The sequence below is a fragment of the Alteromonas sp. RKMC-009 genome (genome assembly GCF_003584565.2).
In the GTDB taxonomy this organism is placed as follows: Bacteria; Pseudomonadota; Gammaproteobacteria; order Enterobacterales; family Alteromonadaceae; genus Alteromonas.
Genome location: NZ_CP031010.1, coordinates 1,315,603 through 1,336,844, shown reverse-complemented (window position 1 = coordinate 1,336,844; position 21,242 = coordinate 1,315,603). Strand labels below are relative to the sequence as shown.

The following is a 21,242-nucleotide window of genomic DNA, read 5'->3' as shown; positions in this document are numbered from 1 at the left end:
TCAGTAAGGACGGTTTGATATGTCATTTCCGGAAAAAATTGTACTGGCATCAGGTAACGCCGGCAAAGTGAAGGAATTCACCCGCCTGTTTTCAGCGCTGAACGTGACCGTAGTTCCGCAAAAAGAACTCGGCGTGGAAGACGTTCCGGAAACAGGCACCACATTCGTGGAGAACGCCATTATCAAAGCCCGTCATGCTGCGAAAGTCACCGGCTTGCCGGCGATTGCAGACGACTCCGGGTTGGTAGTGAATGCACTTGGCGGAGCGCCGGGCATCTATTCCGCCCGCTACGCCGGCGCACAGGCCAGCGACAGTGATAACATTGATAAGTTGCTGGCAGCGCTGGATGGTAAAGCAAACCGCCGTGCACATTTCTTCTGTATGCTGGTGTTCATGCGTCATGCAGACGATCCGGTACCGCTTATCAGTCAGGGTTACTGGCATGGCACGATTACGGAGTCTCAGGCCGGTCACGGCGGTTTCGGGTATGACCCGGTGTTTTATGTACCTTCCCATGAATGTACTGCCGCTGAACTCGACCGTCAGGTTAAGAATCAAATCAGCCATCGTGGTCAGGCCATGGCATTTCTGCTCGAACAAATGAGACAAACTTTTGCGTAATCCCTCACTGGGCCTGTATATCCACATTCCCTGGTGTGTTCAGAAATGCCCTTACTGCGACTTCAACTCACACGGGTTGAAGTCATCGCTTCCTGAAAATGAATACGTCGCCCATTTGCTGGACGATCTGGCTATTGACGCAGCCCGTATAAAAGGACGCGAGATCACCAGTATTTTTATCGGCGGCGGTACGCCAAGCTTGTTTTCCGCAGAATCCATAGCAACCCTGCTGGACGGCGTTAAACAACGGGTAGCGTTGTCTGAGCATGCTGAAATTACTCTTGAGGCTAATCCCGGCACCGTGGAGGCGGGACGCTTTGACGGCTATGCTCAGGCCGGAGTAAACAGAATTTCCATGGGGATCCAGAGCTTTCAGAACCATCACCTTAAAGCCCTTGGCCGCATTCACGATACTGACCAGGCAAGCCGGGCCATCACTCTGGCGAAGGCCGCACCGCTGAACAGTTTTAATGTGGATTTGATGCACGGCTTACCGGATCAGAGTATTTCCAATGCGCTGGACGATTTAGACCGTGCCATAGCCATGTCTCCACGCCATCTTTCCTGGTATCAGCTCACCATTGAGCCCAACACGCCCTTTTACTCAAAGCCTCCTGAGCTGCCCGATGATGATATTTTATGGGAGATCCAGTCACAGGGGCATAAGAGGCTCAAAGCTGCCGGCTTCGAACAGTATGAAATTTCCGGTTACAGCCAACCCGGCTTCCAGTGCCAACACAATCTGAATTACTGGCGCTTCGGTGATTACCTGGGGATCGGCTGTGGTGCTCACGGTAAAATCACAGATATCAACAGCGGTGAAATAGTCCGTACAGTAAAAGTGAAGCATCCCAGAGGCTATATGGATATTGCCCGCCCCTACCTCGATACTTCTTCAACGGTAGAGAAAGAAGATTTGGCCTTCGAATTTTTCATGAACCGGTTCCGCCTTGTCGAACCCTGCCCCAAGCGGGATTTTACTGATTTTACCGGACAGACATTATCTTCTCAGGAATTAGCAGAGCTTTCTAAAGCCCGCGAGCAGGGACTGATTGAAGAAACGGAGTTGCACTGGCAGGTGACGGCAAAAGGCAGACGATACCTTAACAGCCTGCTCTCAGCATTTGTTTAACGATTTATTCCGAAATAATAATGTCGTAAGGTTTCAGCGCAGGGATATGCTTGCGCAGCTTTTCTTCCAGGTTATTCAGGCGGTGTAGTTTGTCACAGAACCACTGCGCTTTATTGTTCAGTGATGCCGGCCCGGCTTCAAAATCCAGTTGCTCACCTACGGCCTCAAGTTGACGGGTGATTTCTTCCACCCTTTCGCTGCTTAAATCTACCCGGTTTTCATCCATGCCGCCAATGGCTGAGAGAATACCGCCGATAGACATAGAGATAGCCTGCTCCAATTCAGCTTCAATTTCACTGTCGACAAAGTGGTCGACACTTTCCAGTGATCCCGGGCCGATAAAGTAATGGTTGCTGGCATGACGGAACTTGTCTTTAACACGGTTACGCACGCGCTTCATTGCGTGCTGCAGCTTTTCGTAACTTTCGTGATCGGTTCCCACCAGCCCCTGATATACGTTATCCACGGTGTCTGCTGCCAGGTCTACACCTTCTGTCGCCAGAATAATCATCTTGGGAACAACATAATGCAGTCCACGCGAATAATCACGGAGCCAGCGGCGCTCGGGTACACTCAGGTTTTGCCAGCGACCTTTTACGAACAGCTGATCCTGGTCGTTGATTTGAACGACAGTACGGCTCTTATCAAGGATCCGTAACTGATGTTCGTTAACCACCAGACCATAGGCAAAGTCGATGTCACAGGATATATCTGCTGACGCACAAAAAGGCACCGTGGTGAAAAACACCAGCGGAACTCGCAAAGCAGATAGTAATTTTCGCATTCTCATGCGTAGCATTGTGTACGCCTTACCCCTAAATAAAAAGCCGCGACAAGTCCAACCTGCTAAAATTCAGGTTGAATAAATCGCGGCATTATAAGAGCTGTTAACGTCTAATCAAGCTGTGTACGCACTAAACGCACGTAAACAAATCTGTCCTTTTCTTTGATTGAGTGACTGGCGTTAAAAAATGCGACTACCCAGGAACGTACCGGATCTTCCAGTGAAGGCGTTGATGTCCAGAAATCATCCGGCGGTGTATTGGGGAAAATAGCTTCATTAATCGCAGGGCGTACACACAGGCGTTCAGTAATAGTCGACAGCTCTTTGATATTAGGTAAACGCAATCCTGCAAGGTCAACGGCATCGGCTTCCTGCGCAGCGATGAGCGCTTCCTGCCAGTTATATTTAGTGGCAGTGCCTGTACAGGTTGTCCCGTTCCAGGTCTGCCCCAGTGAGCAGCGCTGCCAGATTAGCTGAGTTTCAATATGCAGCACTTCGCCGCCACCCAAATCTTCAAAATCGTCCTCGCCGGCGGTTTCAATACCATCACCCAGACAGGTCTGAGCCATTAAAGACGCCGAAAACAGCCAGCATAACAATACAAATACAGGTTTCATGCTTATCTCCCTGCCCTTACCAGACGCACCCGCGCCGGGCTCGATTTAATTAAGAAGTTATCCAGGCCGGAAGCAAAGTCCAGTGCCCAGGCATTCTGTGCCGCATCACCGGACACGCCGTCAGCACTTGGCATGCGGGTCCAGTACCATAACTTGTCTTCACCGGCCGCCAGTGTGCCGGCGAAAGGGAAATAGTCATCATCAAGCATCACGCCGCTGGGCTGACCGAAATGTATAATCGACATAAGCTCCTGATGTGTCGGCATACGCCAGTCGTAGAACCCGCACAGGCCCTGGGCGTTTACCGCACTGACATACGCCTGGGTGTTACAGTTTGTCATTGTACAACTGGCGGTAGTCGTAGTTTGCGGGCCCTGATAACCTCCGTTTTGCGCAGAGAAGAACCAGGAATAGGTGTTATCTGCATCACGAAGTCCGGCATCGTCGGTTTTCTTTTCCCAGATTAGACCGGTGATGTTATCGCGTACACAAGACCAGGCCTGCGACGTATCGTCTTCTTCATCACCGTTGCTATTAAGTTTGGTGAAATCAAAACCCGCTTTACCACGGCCTGCCTTTTCAAGGAAACCGGCAGCACTGATCACATCACCACCCCGCTGTCCGTCCTGACCGGGAAAATCGTTCTGCTGGGTATTGGCGTAGGCCGTATTATTCGCCTGCACTGTAACGCCGGTGTCGTTTAACAAAGGAACGGGCATGGGACGGACGGTAACGAAAATTTCGTCATAGACGATATGACCGAAGGCATCACTCACGGCAAGGGTGTAACTCATTTGCGTTTCTACATCGACCTGCGGCGCAATCGCATACGTTGAAAGCGTATCTGCATCGCGGACCATGCCGGCACTGCCTGACGCTTCCCATTCACTGAGTAGCGGTAAACCGGCGGATACCGTCGTGGTTGCTACGCCATTGAGGACAATCCGCTCACCACTGAATACCGCCTGGTCGTTGCCGGCACTGACCTTTGGTAAGGTCTGGCTTTCTGACAATGTATTCAGGGTAACAGTGGCGGTATCTGTGGCACCTTCTGCATCAGTAACAGTCAGCGTCAGTGTCAGCGCCTGCGCACTGGTTTCCACCGGCATAGTAATCGTTATCGAAGGCTGATCAGTGGCGATACCATTTAAAACACTGTTACCTGAAGTTTGTTGCCACTCCCAGGCTGCAATGGGATTTGCTGAATCCGGAGCATCCTCGTCAGTACTGGCGGACCCGCTCAGCTCCACGGTACTGCCGGCAGAGTATGTATTCTGCGGCTGACCGGCTTCCTGCTCCGGCGTGATCACAGCTGTCGGTGACACATTTACCGGCCTGACCAGAATATTTAAGGTATCAGAATCGCTGTTACCGCTGCTATTGGTGACAGTCAGGGTAACAACAAACGACGTATCGGTGGTAACGACTGGAGCAGTAAAAACCGCGTCTGCAACAGTATTGTCATCCTGCGTGATAGTGGCAGAAGGCGTCACAGACCAGCGCCAGGTCGCGCCATCGGTATTGCCTGTAGCACTGCCACTCAAACTGGCGTCCGTGGCCTCCAGTACTTCAATGTCGGCACCGGCATTCACGTAAATCGCATTGGGATTAGTTGGCGTGCCACCGGAGTCATCACCGCCGCCTCCGCCGCATGCACTCAGCATGAGACTCATTAAGAAAACGGTGAACCCGTGCCGGCACGGAAGGTGTGGAGAAATTCGAAACATCACGTCGTCTTACCCTCTGAAAAAGAAAACGCCGGTGTATTCAGTTTATTGTGGTGAACGTCTTTCCCTGCGTTCTTCACTGCTCACCTGCAACGCTTCAAGTTGCTTTTTACCGGACGCGATATCCGTCATATCGTAAATCATTACGCTGATATGGTCGGTTTTCCCGTTCGCCGATGTTAAAGGTGCCAGTGTGATATTCTGATACATGTACGGCTCATTACCTGTAATCGGCCGGTAATTGTGAAACTTGAACAAATGAGGCCGCTGTTCCCAGGTCATGAATGCCCGGGTTTTCAACTCAAATACAGGTTTGCATTTTTTCGCAAACCAGCTTTCATTGATGTGAGGGAAAATGCTGAATAAGGTTTTGTCACGCACTTCGCTGGGTAAGAGCCCGCTGTGGCTTTCCATGAAGCCATTCCATACTTTTACCTGAAATGCTCTGTCCAGAACGATAATACCAACATCAACACTTTGCAGCATATCCATCATCCAGTGGAAAGACTGCATTTGCTCTAATTCACTGTCCTGCATTACATATCCTCCAGTAAATGAGCAAGTTTGGCGTTCATGGTTTGCATAGAGTCTTCGGTGAAAAGAATTAACAGGTCACAATTCACATTGTAGCCTTCCAGCCCGTAACTCAGTTCAATCGCCAGAGTACGTTTCCACTTCACCTGATTAGTCTGAATAATATCGGTAATCGCACGGTGCTGCCCCAGAACAATGGGCTGCCCCTGTGCAAAAGTTACGTCCATTTGTTGCGCCAGGCCCGTGAGGCAGGTGCCGATAAGGATACTGGCCGCATCCATTAGCAACTCAAGTTGCAACTGATCGTCCACATCCTCCTGCACATCGAGAATTTTTGCCACATCTTCAAAGCTTGAGTCACTGAGAATACACATGACTTCGCCGCGGATCCCTGAGCCGATAAAGCCCTGACACACCGCCGTTACCTGCTCATGGCTGTCTATATCCGACAGCATCATGCGCATTTCAGATGCTTCAATAAGATTCACATTGGGAATAGGCAGGTGAACAAACACATTCATCGTCCGGGCAAGGTGGTCACCAGCCCGACCCATGGCAATATTAGTGATTTCCTGATAGCAGTCGCGGATATCCGGATCCAGTTCAACGGACTCTTCAACTTCCGGCTCGTTTTCCAGCAAATTATGTTTAACCAGCACGCTTTCCAGCGTTGCAGGGTCCACGGGCTTACGAATAAACTCCAATGCTCCCAGCCGGGTTACCCGTTCGTGGGCCTCGGGCTGTATATCCCCGGAGATCACAACAACTTTGGTTTTCAGCCCTTTATCCTGAATGGCCTGCAAGGTGGCGTATCCGTCCATCACCGGCATATTCAAATCCAGTAATAACAGTTGCCCTTTACCCTGCTCTAAAGCGGCGACCGCTTCCTGACCATTTTTGGCGAAATGAACAGCGACATCCCAGTCAGGCGGCAAGCACTTTGCTACCTGTTTGCGTGCTACCAGCGAGTCGTCACAAACCAATACCGAAATCATGTAAAAAGATTACCTTCCTTTAGCCTTCGCAGGATTGCGAAATCTTTTGCAGAAATTGTCTGACTAAGAACATTGTACACCGTGCATACAACAGTTTTCAGTCAACTGAATCCCTTATACATTGATAGCAGGATTCTGAGTAATTTCCATTCGTCATTGGTGTAACACGGCGGTTATTTTTTAAACTTAGGTTCCTGCTAATGACACTGTTACGCAAACAATAAAGGCAGGATAATGGCCGTCATGATGCCGTTCAGACACAACCCTAACGTTGCCAGCGCGCCGGTGCGCTCACTCATTTGCAATGCTTTAGCGGTCCCCACTGCATGACACACAGCCCCCAGCGCGACACCACGGGCTTGCGGCATAGTGACATTTAACAAGTGATAGACCCCCGGCGCAATTACCGCCCCCACGATGCCTGTAGTAATAACGAATACAGCAGCCAGCGCAGGAATACCATTGATTTGCGCAGTCGCCTCCATTGCCAGTGGCGTAGTAATGGACTTCGCCAGCATGGTCATCTGAATAGCCAGTGGTGCATCATAAAACCACACTGTCAGCCATGCTGTTAACGGTGCGATGACGCCGGCAAGAAATACCGCCAGAACCAGACGCCAGCCCAGTTCACGAATTTTTTGCCACTGGGCATACATAGGGATTGCCAGCGCTACCGTGGCCGGCCCCAGTAGCCAGTGAATAAAGCCCGCCTCATGCTGATAATTACCCGTTCCCTGCCCGCTTATCAAAATAACCATGCCGGTGATCACCGCAGTGACCAGAACAGGGTTCGCCAGCGGATGTCCTCTGGTTCTGCGAGCAACGGATAATGCGAGTAAATAGGCCACAATGGTTATACTTATCCAGACTAATCCCGTTACCGAAAAAGAAGGCACAACGAGCTTAGAGACACTTGCAAACCAGTCATTAAATGCCTGTACAACAGTCATAAGCCAGGATCTTCTTCTGAATCCACAGCAACAGATTGCAATAAACGTTGCGCTATCCACCCGCTGAGGCCCAGGCTGACAGTGGTTGAAACAATGATGGCTAACCCGATGCCGGAAAGGTTTTCGCTGATTTGCTGCCAGTAGACGCCAACGCCCAGCACAGCAGGAACAAAAAGCATCGCCATATGCTTTAACAGCGGGGCCCCGCCCGATATCAGCACGACAGGGGTTTTCCTGCGGAGAAACTGAAAAGCGAGCAACATTAACAGTCCGGCAAGTGTACCCGGAAACGGCAGTGCTAATACTCTTACCAGCATCTCTCCGCAGAAATAAAAAAGAAAGATCGCAGCCAGACCGGCAAGCATGTGCAGCAGGTTATTCATAGGCGTCCGTATTAATGAAGATAAGGCAGTGTATCTGACAGAGTCCGGGTCTCACAACCGACAATGGTCTTAGTAAAAAGTAACTACAAAAAAGAATGCTTAAGGTGTGGCGCTCAAAGCTGTATTGCCATATAGCGAGAAATGAATAGCGATCAGAGGAGCAAACGAGGGTGCCCGGCATGATTACCGGGCGCCTGAAAATGTGGCTCAGTGGCAGATCAGAAAGCGCTGTCCTGATGCACTTTAATGAACATAGGCGTTTCAGCTTTGCTGTAATCTACCTTGTATTCTTTTCCATTGAGTGTCTGAATGAACACCAGTGTCTTTTCGTCACCGAAAACATCGCCGGTTGTAATATCAACCAGTTCCATGTCCATCATTTTGGCTTCACGCTTGTTATCAGGGATTTTTCCCTCGTAGCGCTTAATACCTTTATAAGTCACGATTACCGGCGGATTTTCGTCACCGTTAACAATCAACAAATCAAACTTGCGAACTTTGTGGATGATTGTATTGCGGCCACTCACCAGGAAGGGCTTCTCAGTCATTCTTATCTCCATGCTGGCTGGCTAAAATTAGTGTACAGGAAAGATAGCAAAGAATCTGAAACCTTGCACTACGCCACAGGCAAATTTCGCCTTAAACCACCGACTTACGTTCATACCCTCAGGATTTCAGGTATACCTTTTCAGGCGCGTCCCAACGCAACCATTCCCTGCCGGTGAGATTTTTCATGACTTTTTCACAGCTCTTATCATGAGAACCGGCCATATTACATTCCGTAACCGCTTTTAAATCAACGCGGAACAGAATTTGTTGCAGCTTCGCCAGTAAGCTGAGGTCCGACACGTTCTGGGCCATGGGTAACTTCACCGTTACACGATTAGGAAACGCGCAATCTGAAGGCTTGGTTTCAGCATTCTCTCCATTGCATCCTCCGCTGGCCAGTAAAAACGACCAGATGGCGCCCGGCTCGCGGGTATTTTGTAATTCTACACGGAAGAAGTTATGTCCGGCATTCACCGACTGGTACATCGTTGGTTTGTCCAGCGGCGGTGTTTGTTCCACCGGCAATGAATGGTTCTCATCAAAATTAAGCCCCATCGTCAGGCGCAGTTCTGTAGCTCTGCTTAGCAAAGCTTCATTGGCATCCAGCAGTATATGATTGTTGTTCAGCTTTTTATCGCAGGCATGGTGAAACTGTAAAAAGGCAACCTTATCTGACTGCCAGTCGTTATTGACGAAGTTCAGCGGGACCCACCTGCCCTCTACCTTTACTTCCGGTTGGCTCAGATAAAATGCCAGATAGTTTATTTTCCACAGATCTTTATCCACCGTGACTTCCCAGGCACAGTCTTCGCCTAATGAGAGGTCGGTAAATTCCACGGGGATATCTCCGGGGGCTTTGCTGCTCCCGAACAGATCGCCGCAACCTGTCAGCATCAGAAAAGCCGGGATCAGGAAAATCCATTTCATGTTCATAATTACGCTTAATTTAAAACTTACACCGCTACCATAGTGAGCGGGCAGCCACCATTTCGTCAACCAGACAAAAGACTAACGGGGCAAAGAATGAGGTGCGCGGAAGCCGTACGCTTTTTACTAACAACTTTAACCGCCGGGTGTTACAACTGCAGGCTGAACAACTTTTCGCCAGGTAATTGAATTCACAGGCTGTATAGGGTGACAAGCCACAAAAAACTGCTTATACTTCGCCCCGCTTGTAAAAACCAGTGCGCAGTACTGCGGCAAACACCGGCTCTCCACGCAAGCTTCTTAAAGTTAGAATGGCCCTATAGCTCAGTTGGTTAGAGCACACGACTCATAATCGATAGTGCGAAATCACTCCTCAAAATAAATCCCCTTTACTTTCAACTAATTAGCCAAAAGACTTAAATTCATACTTATTTTTTTGATTGTGAAGAGTCCCTTGAAGAGTCTTTTCAAAACTATTCCGAGTAGAAAATTCAGACTCTCGAAAAATGCCTTGTCCAGTACATATTTTAAGTCCAGCGTTTTGGTGATCTTAGACAATCAAGAGCGGATTTGTGGACATTGATATTAATGACTGCTCTGTACGTGAAGCGGACATTAACGTGTTGCATTTCTAAAGGCAGCTACAAGCTAAAGGCGGACAGAATGGCCACGCTCAACAACTTGTTTAAATGCTACAGTTTTAAATTCATCAGGATACCATTACGGCTTATAAGCACTTCTCCTTCAGTTAGGTTAGCTGGCTAAAAGGCATCTAGAAAATCAGTGGCGATTCAGAGCAAGCATTCATTCGGTTTCTACTAGAAACTCGTGTTAAACAGACAAATAACAATGTTTCCACAGGAAACATGAACGAATGTCCTATATTTCACTCATAGCTGCCTTAAAATTGCAACAAGCCAATGACTGCTTCCCGTACAAATTGAGGGTCTGTACAAAGAAGTCCGCTACTGACTGCAACGGACTAGCCTAACTTGCCTTAGAATTCCCAATTGGCTCATTACAAACAAAAAAGCCAAACTGCTGGGCAACTTCTCGCTCCCTCTCCTCACATCAAAAAAACAAAATCAATGCTGTATGTGGCTCACTGACTTGCGGAGAAACTCGCTTAGCTCTGGGCAGATACTGATATTTTTATCTGCAACTTCATGAATAGCCAACTGACACAGCCCAATAAATTCAGGAGTATAGACGTATTTTTTTATACTGAGAGGAGCAGCAGTTTCTCTTAAAACTATATTGAATGCATCCATACCCGACAGTAGATACTGCAAACCTAAATAGTCCGATTGTATTTCTGATGGATAGCGATAGCTGTGTAGCAAAGACCGCCCCAATCGTAACATACTCACGCCACACCCAAACTGTGTAAATGACTGCAGTAGAGCTTGCTCAACGGCTGTTCTCGGATACTCTAGCTCAAGAGTGCCCCAAGCCTTATTTGTTGACCAGTACCAACCCGAATCTGACTTTAAAAACGCTGGAACACCATCAATTAATTCAGGTGGCGTCAATCTCGTAAAATCGACTATTGGAGAATCCATTAGCATGCTGACCTCTGTTATGTATTACATTCTAAGCTATGGAAAAACAACATGCTCACTGAACGAATTCAGATCGCACTCTTCCAGCCGCTCTGCCAACCGTGATTGTTCCGGTTCACAACATTCACTGTCAGTTTCAGCACTTGTCCACGCGTGTCGCAGTTGATCACCCAGTCCTGGCGCCAAAAGATCCATTTCCGCCAGAGCATCTGCACAAATTTCCAGTGTGAGATGATTGTGGTTAACCAGTCGTCCCAGCCGGGTTTTGACCAAATCACTGGTCATTGTTTGTGTCTTTCCGATGTCATGCAGCAGAGCGGCGACGATAGCCAGATCGCGCTCAACAGATGAGTGATCCTGATATCCTATAACTGACCATGCAGTCGCGACAGAATGTTCAATCAGTCCGCCCGGATAGCTGTAATGCGTTTCGAGTGAAGCTGGAGCAGTGAGAAATGCCATAGAAACGTGGGGTTGCATGATGACTCTATCTAAAAATCGTCTGAGATTTTGTACTCGGATTCGATTTCTGAAATCCAAAAACCAGTCCAATGCCTGCGGTTTAGGGCACATACACCGGGGCAATTGCATGGGAGACAATCGTTTTTCCTGTTCCCGCTCCCACCTATGTAGCTGTACGCACTGAACAAATTCGCAACCACGTGTCGATTTTCGAACGACTTCAATCTGTACATACATATCAACTGCAATATAATCCTGAATAAATTCAGGATCATAGCAGTACACCGTCAATTCTCCGGATGAATCCGCGAGGGACAGTTTCCAGTAATGATGCTCATCTCCGATTCTCGATTCAAATTCTGTTAAAAAATACGTTCCTCGAAATCGAGTTAAATCGGTTGTATTATTTAGCAGTGGTTGGAACGAATGGATTTCAGTCATATCGGTTGTTACTCCATAAGGGAAGAAAAAACTCAAAAGAAGCATTTTGATTCTCTAAAGAAACAATAAATCAACATGAATGAGAAGTCAACAAAAATGACTCTCTAAAGAATTATTTTGGTGCTTTAACTTGATAAAATGCAACCTTTCAGCTCTACTTGGAGCGAGAAAAATTAAAATTTCTGATCTTGTCCGTGATACCGGAATTAACCGCAGTACCGCGACCAGGCTATATCACGAAACGACAAGTCGAATAGATTTTGAAACTCTTGAGACTCTTTGCCGATATCTGCAGTGTGAAATTGGGGAGTTGCTAGAAATCACTGAATGAAAAATGAGCGAATGATTTGCAGAACCTAATAACCGGCGTGACATCTGTAGATTTAATCAGTAAACTACGCGTCAAATTTGTTTCAGATTCAAATTGGACTCTGTCACAAATTCGGAAATGGCCCTATAGCTCAGTTGGTTAGAGCACACGACTCATAAAATATTTGTGACCCGTATTAGTAATAATACGCGGAAAAATCGGATGAATTGCTGGAAAGCTACGTTTTTCTAAACTTGCCAATCAGCAGCCAAGCCCGGGGGGCGCCACGGGACGGTTCAGAGACTAGGTGGAGTGGCACGTTCTTGTCATGTAATACACCATTAGCGTCCGACACCCCACCGCGATAGCGAGGGTGATGATATAGTCCGGGCCGATGCGAAAGCATTGGATTAGCGAATCGTTAGGTCCCTGGTTCGAGTCCAGGTGGGGCCACCATTTCCTCTCAATATTCCCCCTATACTTCTCTAGTTTTTAGTGTACTCCCTTTTCAAACTTCTTATTGCTGAAACTCTGCACTGTATTTAATTTATAAGTTCATTATGTTTTTTATCCCCTGTAAAAAACAAACTGTAAAATTAATTGTGATTACACATGAGGTAATGAGGAATTATAGTTTCTCATTATTTCCGGATACTCTAGTTGGCGCAGGCCAGTATAAAAGTCGCAGTAATTATAAAACAACGATGAATTTTTTTACGTTTGTGTACTGTTTTGCTTCTTGCATTCTTAATGAAGTGAAGAAAAATTCACCTTAGACTATACAAGTAAATTGTGACACCTTATTTCAAAAGACCGAACAAGGTGTCATCCGCTTGTAGAACTTCCGATATCTGAAATGTTAAAGATCGCCAACTTTCAATTTGCCGACGGCATAGTCAACAGCTCGAGCAGTAAGCGCCATATAAGTCAATGAAGGATTCTGACACGCCGTAGAGGACATACAAGCACCATCAGTGATAAAGATGTTTGGCACGTCATGGCACTGATTAAACTTATTCACAACGGAATCTCGTTTGTCATGTCCCATTCTTGCCCCTCCCATTTCGTGAATAGAGCTTCCCCCCGGATCAGGCTCAGATGAACTCATAATAATTTTTGCCCCCGCAGCTTCAAGCATTTTACGGGCTTCTGTTTCGGCATCTCTGAGCGCAGCGTACTCATTTTCACCGTATCTGAAACTTATATTCATCTGCGGCAAACCTTGAGGATCCTTTGCCGTCGGATGGATACTAATTTTATTTTCCCTGTATGGGAGGCATTCAGCAAAAACTCCCAGAAAGAAAGTCCAGCTTCCCTGATTCGCCAGAGCTTCTTTTAGTTGTTTACCAACACCGGCCGTTCTTGCTCCTCTGCGCCAGCCTTGTCTGGAAGCTGCTCCCTGGAAATGATAGCCTCGTTTGAACGGTGCATCACTGCTCCCCACATTTCTGTATCTCGGGACAATTACAGTGTTAGGCCGGTTCCCTATGTATCCTCTATCATCAACACCGTTAAATAATGCAACAGCTGATGTCGCACTGGCGTGATCCATAAGATAGTGCCCCAACACCCCACTCGAGTTAGCCAAGCCATTCGGAAAAGATATTGATTTAGATCGGAGTAGTATACCTACAGTATTTATTGTCCCTGCATTAAGAAAAATAACATCCGCATTAAACTCCTGCCTTACACCATTATTAGCACCAACAGTTTTAACACCTGAGGCCCTGCCTGTTTTTTCATCATAAACAACTGACTCGACAACAGTTTCAGTTAATAAAGTAAGGTTGCCCGTTGCTCTTGCTGCTGGTAATGTGGAAGATTGGGTAGAAAAATAGGCCCCGAATGAGCAACCGCGATTACACACGAGCCTTTTTTGACATTGCCCTCTTCCATTATGAGGTTGAGTAATATTTGCCGTTCGCCCCGAGATGAGAGTACGTCCGGGAAAATCAGACTCAAGCACCTCTTTGAATTTTTTTTCTGCAGCCCTTAATTCAAAGGGCGGCAGGTACTTTCCGTCTGGAAGTACATCTAATCCGTCATTGTTCCCTGCAACCCCGATAAATTCTTCCACATAGTCATACCAGGGTTTCAGGTCTTCATACCTGATAGGCCAGTCAACACCTATACCATCTTCATGATTTGCACTGAAATCCAGATCAGACCATCTCCAGCACTGTCTGCCCCATATCAGTGACTTTCCCCCCATCTGATAACCGCGATACCACTCAAATTCAGTTCCTTCTTCAGTCGCGTAGGGATTTTCCTTATCATTAACCCAATGCTTCTCCGAATACTCGTTAAAGAACATCTTTTTTTTACTTTGAACCGGATATTCATCGGCATATTTTTCTGCATCACCAATTCCGTGAAACTGCATCTCCCAGGGAGCTTTGAATTCAGTGTTATAATCGCGGCCATGTTCGATCATTGGCCCGCGCTCGATCATCAGAACCTTAAGCCCTTTCTCAGTTAGCTCTTTCGCTGCCCAACCGCCAGAAATACCTGAACCAACGACGATTGCATCGTAATCAGAATTTATCAAAATGCATTCTCCATCCAAAGATTCGACACATGTGGAGTATCTTTAAATGCAATGTCTGCGCGATACATACTTCCGGCAACGGGCAGATACGTGAGTTCTTCAGCACCACCGATTTCGCTTGTATAATATCCAACGATTACAGCTTCTTTGATTATCTTCCAATTTGCTGATATTTCCGTTTCCTGGCTTTTGGAAAATGTAGTTTTGTCAATCAACTCAATGATTGAACGTTTGAAAAATTCATCCTCAAGCAAGAAGTTACCGCTAGGTGACTTCGAGTTTAAGTAGCTTCCTATGCTCACCACTGTGTCAACTGAGCCACCAAACAACTGGTGCTGAAATGCCATGTGGACAAATGCCGGAACATTTGCCGCAACAGCCCCCTTAGATGTTGTATCCGGAATTAAAATATCGCAAATTTCTGCGAGTAAGCTCAGTTCTTCATTGGCAGACTCTGCATCTTGTTTTAACAGCAAAGCATTATTTGAAATTGATGCAAATGCTGATGCACCCAGGCCCGCACCGAGTATACAAAGTAACTGGCGACGGGAAATATGAAAAATATTATTCATTTCCCTCGCCTTTCAAACTAGTTAATATCCTTCTCGCTAATGTATGGTGTCTTTTAATTTTGTCGAAACCGTCAGCATCGTTCCACATATGCCCTTCATATTCACTCGACATGAATCCATTAAATCCACCATCTACAAAAACTGGTAACACCCTTTCGTAGTCAACGGCAATTTCATTGCCGTCATCATCAAAATCAAAAAATTTACCGTGGATATGAATTACCTGATGCATGATTTCAGCCCAGCTTTCGGGGGCGACACGATTAAACAGGCCAAAGATAATAACTAAACTCATGATCAGCCTATCTTCAAAACCACGCTTTCGTGCTTGTTCTATATAGATATTTCGTCTCTCATACGGATCACCATCCTGATGCCAGATATCTTGCGCTAGCTTAATCAGGTCTTCAGGACATCCCTGTATTCTTTGTGCCTCGAAAAAGCTGGGTGGGACTGTCCGTGCTGTTGAGCCGAAATCAGGAATAAAGCCCAGCATAGGTGAATTTACTCTATCGTACATCTCCCTGTAGGCCATCACATCAGGATGTTGAGTATGATGAGGTGCGTGGATTTCCAGACCCAGTTTTACATTCAATCTTTCTGCTGTTGGCACAAGCTTCTCAATGACAGAAGGGCCAGCTGGATATTGGTAGCGAACAAGGGGAAACTTAAGTTTGGCCGCTGCTTCAAGTTGTCTAATATGATATTCAACACTTTCATTTTCGCTCATCGGTTTATCAGGATTGATCCGAATATCAGCGTTGATCCCCAAGCATGAGGGCACAAGATTTGTTTCGTCCATTAATTGAAGAAATTCGTCTTTGAATTGGTCACTTACAACAGGAAAGCCTTTAATGCTTTGGAACCCGACAACTTCAAGTCCGGGTCCTATACCTTCAGCTGCAACTTTCCGCACAAGCTCCTTAAAAGTGTACTCCCGACCATGGAACTGCGTGGTCAAACTGTAGAGTGTGGTGCCTAATTCGAGGCCTTTAGGTTGATACGTCATGATTTTTCCTTAATGTGCTACCAGGGATTTAGTTGTCTTGATTATCCGGTTTAAACCTTGAATATATGGAGGTTTAAAAGACACGGTCACGGAAACGGAATAGCTCTTCCCTTTTTCAAAATCAGGCGAATCTATGTGAATAAATCCACTATCCAGTACGTACCACCAAACATTAGTTTTGGGTCTGAGTGATGTCAGAGGCATAAACTTGCCCTCTAATTCGAAGTCTAGTTTTTCCAGATCAAATGCCTTTCCATCAATTTCTACTCCAAGAAATTCAACGACAGATAAGGGAAGAGTTCTGTACCATGGAAGCCTGACATCAATTTTTACTCCTGACGTAGTCAGAATTAAGCCATTATCACTAACGGCGCGATGATCCATCATAAGTTAGTACCTCTATGTGAAAAGTTAACAAGTTGCCCGTTGGTCTCTTTCTTTCTGTTATTTATGAGAGAGACCCAGCAAAGAATTAAGAAGGAATTGGCCAATACAGGCCCAAGATAAAGCAAAGAACGAAGTGCGTTTGCAGACAATTCAGTTACCACAGCAGGGTCATAATCTGCCCAGCCCAATACAAAGCCCGTGAGCGCAGAACCTATTGCAAGTCCGACTTTCAAGCCAAAGCTCAGCACAGACGCAATTAAACCTTCATCTCTGTGACCAAAATATTTTTCATGCCATTCCACTGCATCAGCTGAAACTCTGAAGCCGGATGCTGCAGCGATTCCACTAAAAATATTTGCAATTACAAAAATCGCGATAAATGCGCTTCTATTGTCCTCGAAGAAAAATAAAGAAAGAAAAAGAGCACTCTGTATAGAAAGCGCAATAATATTTCCGCGCTCCAAGCCTATTTTCGAAATATATGTTGAGGACAAAGCTCCCCCAACAAAAATAGCTATAGACATCAGCGGCAAAATTACTGATATAAGTGAAATATCTCCCATGACCTGCTTGGCAAAATACGCCAGGCACGAAACCATGATACCGATACGGATAAAAACCAGGAGTTTTATAAAAAAGGCAGCTCGCCAAACTGGGTTTCGAATAAGTGTTTTAAGACTTTCAACAACAGGGCGGGTCTTCGAAACCGGTTGTGTATGTCTCTCTTTCGTGTAGGCAAAACAAATCCAGTACAAGAACACGGCAATCAGTACCATAATCCCTGTAGTCACAGTAAATCCTAATTGCCTGTCATCCCCGCCGATATAGTTGATGAGAGGCATAGTAAGACCAAATGCAATAATCGACGCAATAGAAGAGCCCATTGCCCTGACACTACCCAACTGATTTTTCTCAGATGCTTTTTTGGTAAGCATCGGTAACATAGAGCTGTAAGGGACATAGAGAAATGAATAAACCAGCCCCAAAAGAGTGAAAGTAATGTAGGCGTAAATCAGCTTCGCTGTTGTAGACCAGTCTGGCACAGAAAAAGTAGCAACATACAAAATAGCGAACGGAATTGGCGCATAAAGCAAATAGGGGCGCGCTTTTCCACGTAGAGAATTAGTGCGGTCGACCGCTATTCCGGCGATTGGGTCAAAAACAGCATCCAAAACACGGGTAACAAGCATCAGGATCCCTAGAGATGCAGCCGGTAACAAGGCAACGTCGGTGTAATAGAGGAGCAGAAATCCTGTTGCCAGGTTCCATGTCAGATTCGAAGCGACTTCACCCGCTCCGAAACTAACTTTTTCCCCTAACTTCAAATTTTGAGAGGCGGACATAGAGTCTCCAGTTAAATATATATACGAAAGGACGGCCGGGATGCTGGATAGGGACATTCTGCATCCGCGGCCTGGGCTAAGGGATAGCCGTTAAATCAAAAGAAATTCCATTTCACTTTAACTCCGAATGTACGCGGAGGGGCAAACTCAAAATTGTTAACATTTGAGTTATAGTTTCTGACTGCACGAGCAAAAATCATTTCGTCAGTGATATTCTTAATCCAGAGAGAGGCTTCCCATTCCATCGATTCGGGCTGATAAGACAGCGATGCATTCGTTTGAGTGTATGCGTCACCTGTAGTATCACTGTCATTAAAGACGGTGTAATAGACCTTTGAGGAGTATTTGAAATCGATACTGGCTCGCAGAATGCCTTCCTTCACATTGAAATCGTGACTGTAGCCTCCGGTCATGGAAAAGGACGGGGCATTCGGGAGTGAGTTTCCACTGATTTCTCTTAAATTGGGATTTTGAGAGGTACCTTCTATGACAGAAATACCATCATCGAACTCCGTATTAAGATAGGCGGCACTCAATTGCAACTTACCGTTGTCTCCGACAAGTGCAACCAGTTCACTCTCAGCGCCAAAAATATCCGCACTTCCGGTATTAAAAACCACCAGAAAGTCATCAACAATCTGATTAGCTTGATAATTGCTGAAAGTAGACATGAATGCGGAAAAGTTCAGTCGAACCATATTGTTCAGTAAACTGTTTTTAGAACCTATCTCAAATGTCTTAACCTCCTCTCTTTCATAAGATGTTACGCCGGCTGCGTTGCTGTTAAATCCACCGGCCTTATATCCTGTATCAAACTTACCATATACAAAATTATCATCCGTAAGGTCGTACTCAACACCAACGTGATAAGTAATTTGCGAATCCTTCATACTTCCCGTCGCATCATTTTCTGATGCTGGTGCAGGTATAAAGGGATTCGCGAGCGCAGCAAGATAAGAATAGTTTCCGCCAGTACGAGATTTCTCATCCCATGTTTTTCTTGCCCCGGCTGTCAACCTTACATTTTCGGCAGGTCGGTAACCGAAATGAGCAAACACTGCATCAGAATTTGTTTCTACCTGATAGTTGAAACGCAATCCGTATTGATTATCCAGTTCACGATCAATACAAGCCTGTCCTAGCGGATGACTGGCAATACATTCAATATTAAAAATCCCCGAGTCACGCAAAGACATTTTTTCATCAAAAAGAAAGACCCCAAACTGGGCAGACCATTCTTTATCTATCGGAGTAGCAAACCGGAGCTCGTGATTCCATGTTTCAGGGTACTGGTTTTGCAGGAAGGAGCGTGTAGACGGATAGCCGGGATTGAATGCTTCGAACGCATTATTATACTCCAGCTCCTCATAACCTCCTGAGTATGTGAGAACGCCGTCCAGAGGCAACCCACTGTAATTGAATTCCCATTGCGCTTTGTCATTTTTTAACTTGTTGTACAAAAGAGGACTTTTTCCGTCCCAGGTATCCGCATCTTCCGGCTCAGATTTAACCGTGAAGTCGGTTGTCCAGTATGCAGATCCGGTCTCGTCAATTGAATCATGCTGAAACATAGCCCATGCATTAAAATCTTCAGAAGGGGTAAATAAAACTTGTCCCCTCAAAGAATGTCTGTTTTCGTCTTCTGCATTAATCCCCTCAGCAAGCCCTGTCAACTCTCTATAACCATCACGTTTTCTGTAGGTGCCAGAAAAACGTGTTTGGATTGTATCGGTGAGACGCCAGTCAATCCCGAATTCCGCATTCTTGGCAGAATAATTTCCTATCTCTGCAGAAATATACCCGTCTTCAAACCCGGGGCGCTTGACAAATACATTGAGCAATCCACCAGTAGAATTTCGACCATTTAAAGTACCCTGCGGTCCTTTTAAAACCTCAATTCGGTCTAAATCGTACATGCCAAGTTGAAGGGCATATGGGCGGTTAGTAAAAAAACCATCGCGAGAAACAGGGACTGACGGATCACCAATCTCTGTCGTGTCCGTGGAGGCAATACCACGTATTGCGATATAAGGCACACCATTGTTCTTTGTAAAATTCACACTGGGATCAACTGTCGCCAGAGACTCCGCACTAGTGACCCCCTTGGAGGCTAATTCACTACCATTGTAAACGCTAAGCGCCGTGGCAGTTTTTTGAGCATCTGATGTGACTCTTTCTGCTGAAACAGTTATAACTTCAAGTTCCCGCGTATTAATAACATCTTCAGTACTTTGTGTATCAACTTCCTGCGCTATCGCCACGTTATAATGACCAATACAAATTAGTGATGACGCGACTGATAAACTTATGCGTGATTTCATCTTGCCTTCTCTTCGTTGTTGTTTTCTTAAATCTCTTCATGCCAAGCCACGAAACAGATCTTGTTATCAACTCCAAACCTTTAACTTCAACCTTCATTCATTTAACGAACTTAACGATTAGGCCCAAAGTTATTAACAAACTAAATGCAGAGCACATCATCAATCAATATAAACATGTAGATTAGTGTCATCACTAAAAGTGATGATTTATAATATGAGTTAAAGAAGAAAAAGCTTGAAATGGAAACTGTTCAACCTGAGCTAATCACAATAGATGATGACGTTAATCACTGGCTAATTTGCCACTGTTTTAATAGCGTGCTCATATTCATTCCAACAAGATTAGAAAAGAAATGGCTATTGTAGTTACAGATATTCAGCGTCCTGATCCGGACATCACAGCAAAATATATAACGCAGAAACTGGGAGTTGCTACGGTCCACGAAGCACAAGGCAGGACGGGATTACTTGATTCATCAATCAGGCCAATACAGCAGGGAGCATATGTTTGTGGCCCCGCAGTTACTGTTTCTGTCCCCCCTTGCGACAACTGGATGATAGTTGCAGCCGTTGAACAATGCAGACCCGGCGATGTATTAGTAGTAGCACCTACATCCGACTCTGATTCAGGGTATTTTGGTGACCTGTTGGCAACGTCTCTTCAAAGCAGAGGTGTTCATGCTCTCATCATCAACGCTGGAGTTCGCGACACCGGTGAACTTCGCAAACAAGGCTTTTCTGTCTGGTCTAAATGCATATATTCACAAGGTACAGTCAAAGAAACTCTGGGAGATATAAATGTTCCCGTAATCTGCGCAGGCCAGCTTGTTCATCCGGGCGATCTTGTCATTGCAGATGATGACGGTGTATGTATCGTTCCTCTGAAAAATGCCGAATCCGTCTTGAAACAGTCCATTGAGCGTGAGGCCTTGGAAGAATCGAAAAGAGCACGGATGAGCCGGGGAGAACTTGGGCTGGATATTTATAACTTCCGCGAGAAGCTCAGAGCTAAAGGGTTAAAATACATCAGCCAGCATGAGTATCTTGATAGCGAACGTTCCTGATTC

Annotated in this window: 21 protein-coding genes; 4 read left to right on the top strand and 17 right to left on the bottom strand. The window is 46.1% G+C overall.

The genetic code is table 11. The features are described from left to right. The first annotated feature begins 19 nt into the window (after nucleotides 1-19). Entirely contained in the window at nucleotides 20-622 is a 603-nt protein-coding gene (rdgB, locus tag DS731_RS05765) for an RdgB/HAM1 family non-canonical purine NTP pyrophosphatase (RefSeq protein WP_119500432.1), read from the top strand. Further along, nucleotides 615-1,754, top strand: a complete 1,140-nt coding sequence (gene hemW, locus DS731_RS05760) for a radical SAM family heme chaperone HemW (protein WP_119500431.1) — start codon at nucleotides 615-617, stop codon at nucleotides 1,752-1,754. The genes rdgB and hemW overlap by 8 nt, the downstream gene beginning before the upstream one ends. A gap of 4 nt (nucleotides 1,755-1,758) precedes the next feature. Here hemW and DS731_RS05755 read toward each other — a convergent pair whose 3' ends face one another. The 11 genes from DS731_RS05755 to DS731_RS05705 form a co-directional block, all read right to left on the bottom strand. Beyond that, nucleotides 1,759-2,553 carry a DUF2884 family protein gene (locus tag DS731_RS05755; protein ID WP_232373491.1) on the bottom strand — a complete coding sequence of 265 codons (795 nt, stop codon included), beginning with the start codon at nucleotides 2,551-2,553 and terminating at the stop codon, nucleotides 1,759-1,761. A gap of 95 nt (nucleotides 2,554-2,648) precedes the next feature. Further along, nucleotides 2,649-3,155 (bottom strand): Lcl C-terminal domain-containing protein, encoded by a 507-nt coding sequence (locus tag DS731_RS05750; RefSeq protein WP_119500429.1) that lies wholly within the window; start codon nucleotides 3,153-3,155, stop codon nucleotides 2,649-2,651. Between the two features lie 2 nt (nucleotides 3,156-3,157). Then, a complete protein-coding gene (locus tag DS731_RS05745; protein ID WP_232373490.1) occupies nucleotides 3,158-4,819 on the bottom strand; it encodes an Lcl C-terminal domain-containing protein in 1,662 nt (553 codons plus the stop codon). Nucleotides 4,820-4,927: 108 nt separating this feature from the next. Beyond that, on the bottom strand, nucleotides 4,928-5,419 hold the full coding sequence (locus tag DS731_RS05740) for a PAS domain-containing protein (RefSeq protein WP_119500427.1): 492 nt from the start codon (nucleotides 5,417-5,419) through the stop codon (nucleotides 4,928-4,930). Further along, a complete protein-coding gene (locus DS731_RS05735) occupies nucleotides 5,419-6,411 on the bottom strand; it encodes a response regulator (protein ID WP_119500426.1) in 993 nt (330 codons plus the stop codon). Before DS731_RS05735 ends, DS731_RS05740 begins: the two co-directional genes overlap by 1 nt. 209 nt (nucleotides 6,412-6,620) lie before the next feature. Continuing rightward, entirely contained in the window at nucleotides 6,621-7,361 is a 741-nt protein-coding gene (locus tag DS731_RS05730) for an LrgB family protein (protein ID WP_119500425.1), read from the bottom strand. Further along, the gene (locus DS731_RS05725; protein ID WP_119500424.1) at nucleotides 7,358-7,744 is read right to left on the bottom strand and encodes a CidA/LrgA family protein; all 387 of its coding nucleotides are present in this window, start codon (nucleotides 7,742-7,744) and stop codon (nucleotides 7,358-7,360) included. Before DS731_RS05725 ends, DS731_RS05730 begins: the two co-directional genes overlap by 4 nt. A gap of 218 nt (nucleotides 7,745-7,962) precedes the next feature. After that, a complete protein-coding gene (locus DS731_RS05720; protein WP_119500423.1) occupies nucleotides 7,963-8,292 on the bottom strand; it encodes a hypothetical protein in 330 nt (109 codons plus the stop codon). 118 nt (nucleotides 8,293-8,410) lie between these two features. Next, nucleotides 8,411-9,220: an MbnP family protein gene (locus DS731_RS05715; protein WP_161599108.1), complete on the bottom strand. Its 810-nt coding sequence runs from the start codon at nucleotides 9,218-9,220 to the stop codon at nucleotides 8,411-8,413. A 1,085-nt stretch (nucleotides 9,221-10,305) separates the two neighbouring features. Next, nucleotides 10,306-10,788 (bottom strand): hypothetical protein, encoded by a 483-nt coding sequence (locus DS731_RS05710; RefSeq protein WP_150154245.1) that lies wholly within the window; start codon nucleotides 10,786-10,788, stop codon nucleotides 10,306-10,308. A gap of 30 nt (nucleotides 10,789-10,818) precedes the next feature. Then, nucleotides 10,819-11,685, bottom strand: coding sequence for an HD domain-containing protein (locus DS731_RS05705; RefSeq protein ID WP_161599107.1), 867 nt, complete (start codon nucleotides 11,683-11,685; stop codon nucleotides 10,819-10,821). Nucleotides 11,686-11,815: 130 nt separating this feature from the next. Between DS731_RS05705 and DS731_RS05700 the strand changes: the two genes are divergently transcribed. Then, complete coding sequence (locus DS731_RS05700) at nucleotides 11,816-12,016, top strand: helix-turn-helix domain-containing protein (RefSeq protein ID WP_119500419.1); 201 nt, start codon at nucleotides 11,816-11,818, stop codon at nucleotides 12,014-12,016. An 838-nt stretch (nucleotides 12,017-12,854) separates the two neighbouring features. On the opposite strand, the gene DS731_RS05695 is transcribed toward DS731_RS05700, so the two are convergent. The 6 genes from DS731_RS05695 to DS731_RS05670 form a co-directional block, all read right to left on the bottom strand. Continuing rightward, a complete protein-coding gene (locus DS731_RS05695; protein WP_232373489.1) occupies nucleotides 12,855-14,543 on the bottom strand; it encodes a GMC oxidoreductase in 1,689 nt (562 codons plus the stop codon). Continuing rightward, entirely contained in the window at nucleotides 14,540-15,115 is a 576-nt protein-coding gene (locus DS731_RS05690; protein WP_119500418.1) for a gluconate 2-dehydrogenase subunit 3 family protein, read from the bottom strand. Before DS731_RS05690 ends, DS731_RS05695 begins: the two co-directional genes overlap by 4 nt. Further along, nucleotides 15,108-16,124 (bottom strand): sugar phosphate isomerase/epimerase family protein, encoded by a 1,017-nt coding sequence (locus DS731_RS05685; protein WP_119500417.1) that lies wholly within the window; start codon nucleotides 16,122-16,124, stop codon nucleotides 15,108-15,110. Before DS731_RS05685 ends, DS731_RS05690 begins: the two co-directional genes overlap by 8 nt. A gap of 9 nt (nucleotides 16,125-16,133) precedes the next feature. Beyond that, nucleotides 16,134-16,511, bottom strand: a complete 378-nt coding sequence (locus DS731_RS05680; RefSeq protein ID WP_119500416.1) for a C-glycoside deglycosidase beta subunit domain-containing protein — start codon at nucleotides 16,509-16,511, stop codon at nucleotides 16,134-16,136. Beyond that, a complete protein-coding gene (locus DS731_RS05675; protein WP_161599106.1) occupies nucleotides 16,508-17,854 on the bottom strand; it encodes an MFS transporter in 1,347 nt (448 codons plus the stop codon). The genes DS731_RS05680 and DS731_RS05675 overlap by 4 nt, the downstream gene beginning before the upstream one ends. 95 nt (nucleotides 17,855-17,949) lie before the next feature. Beyond that, nucleotides 17,950-20,175 (bottom strand): TonB-dependent receptor, encoded by a 2,226-nt coding sequence (locus tag DS731_RS05670; RefSeq protein ID WP_119500414.1) that lies wholly within the window; start codon nucleotides 20,173-20,175, stop codon nucleotides 17,950-17,952. Between the two features lie 353 nt (nucleotides 20,176-20,528). Here DS731_RS05670 and DS731_RS05665 point away from each other — a divergent pair, with 353 nt between their 5' ends. After that, a complete protein-coding gene (locus tag DS731_RS05665; RefSeq protein ID WP_119500413.1) occupies nucleotides 20,529-21,239 on the top strand; it encodes a 4-carboxy-4-hydroxy-2-oxoadipate aldolase/oxaloacetate decarboxylase in 711 nt (236 codons plus the stop codon). The last annotated feature ends 3 nt before the right edge of the window (nucleotides 21,240-21,242 follow it).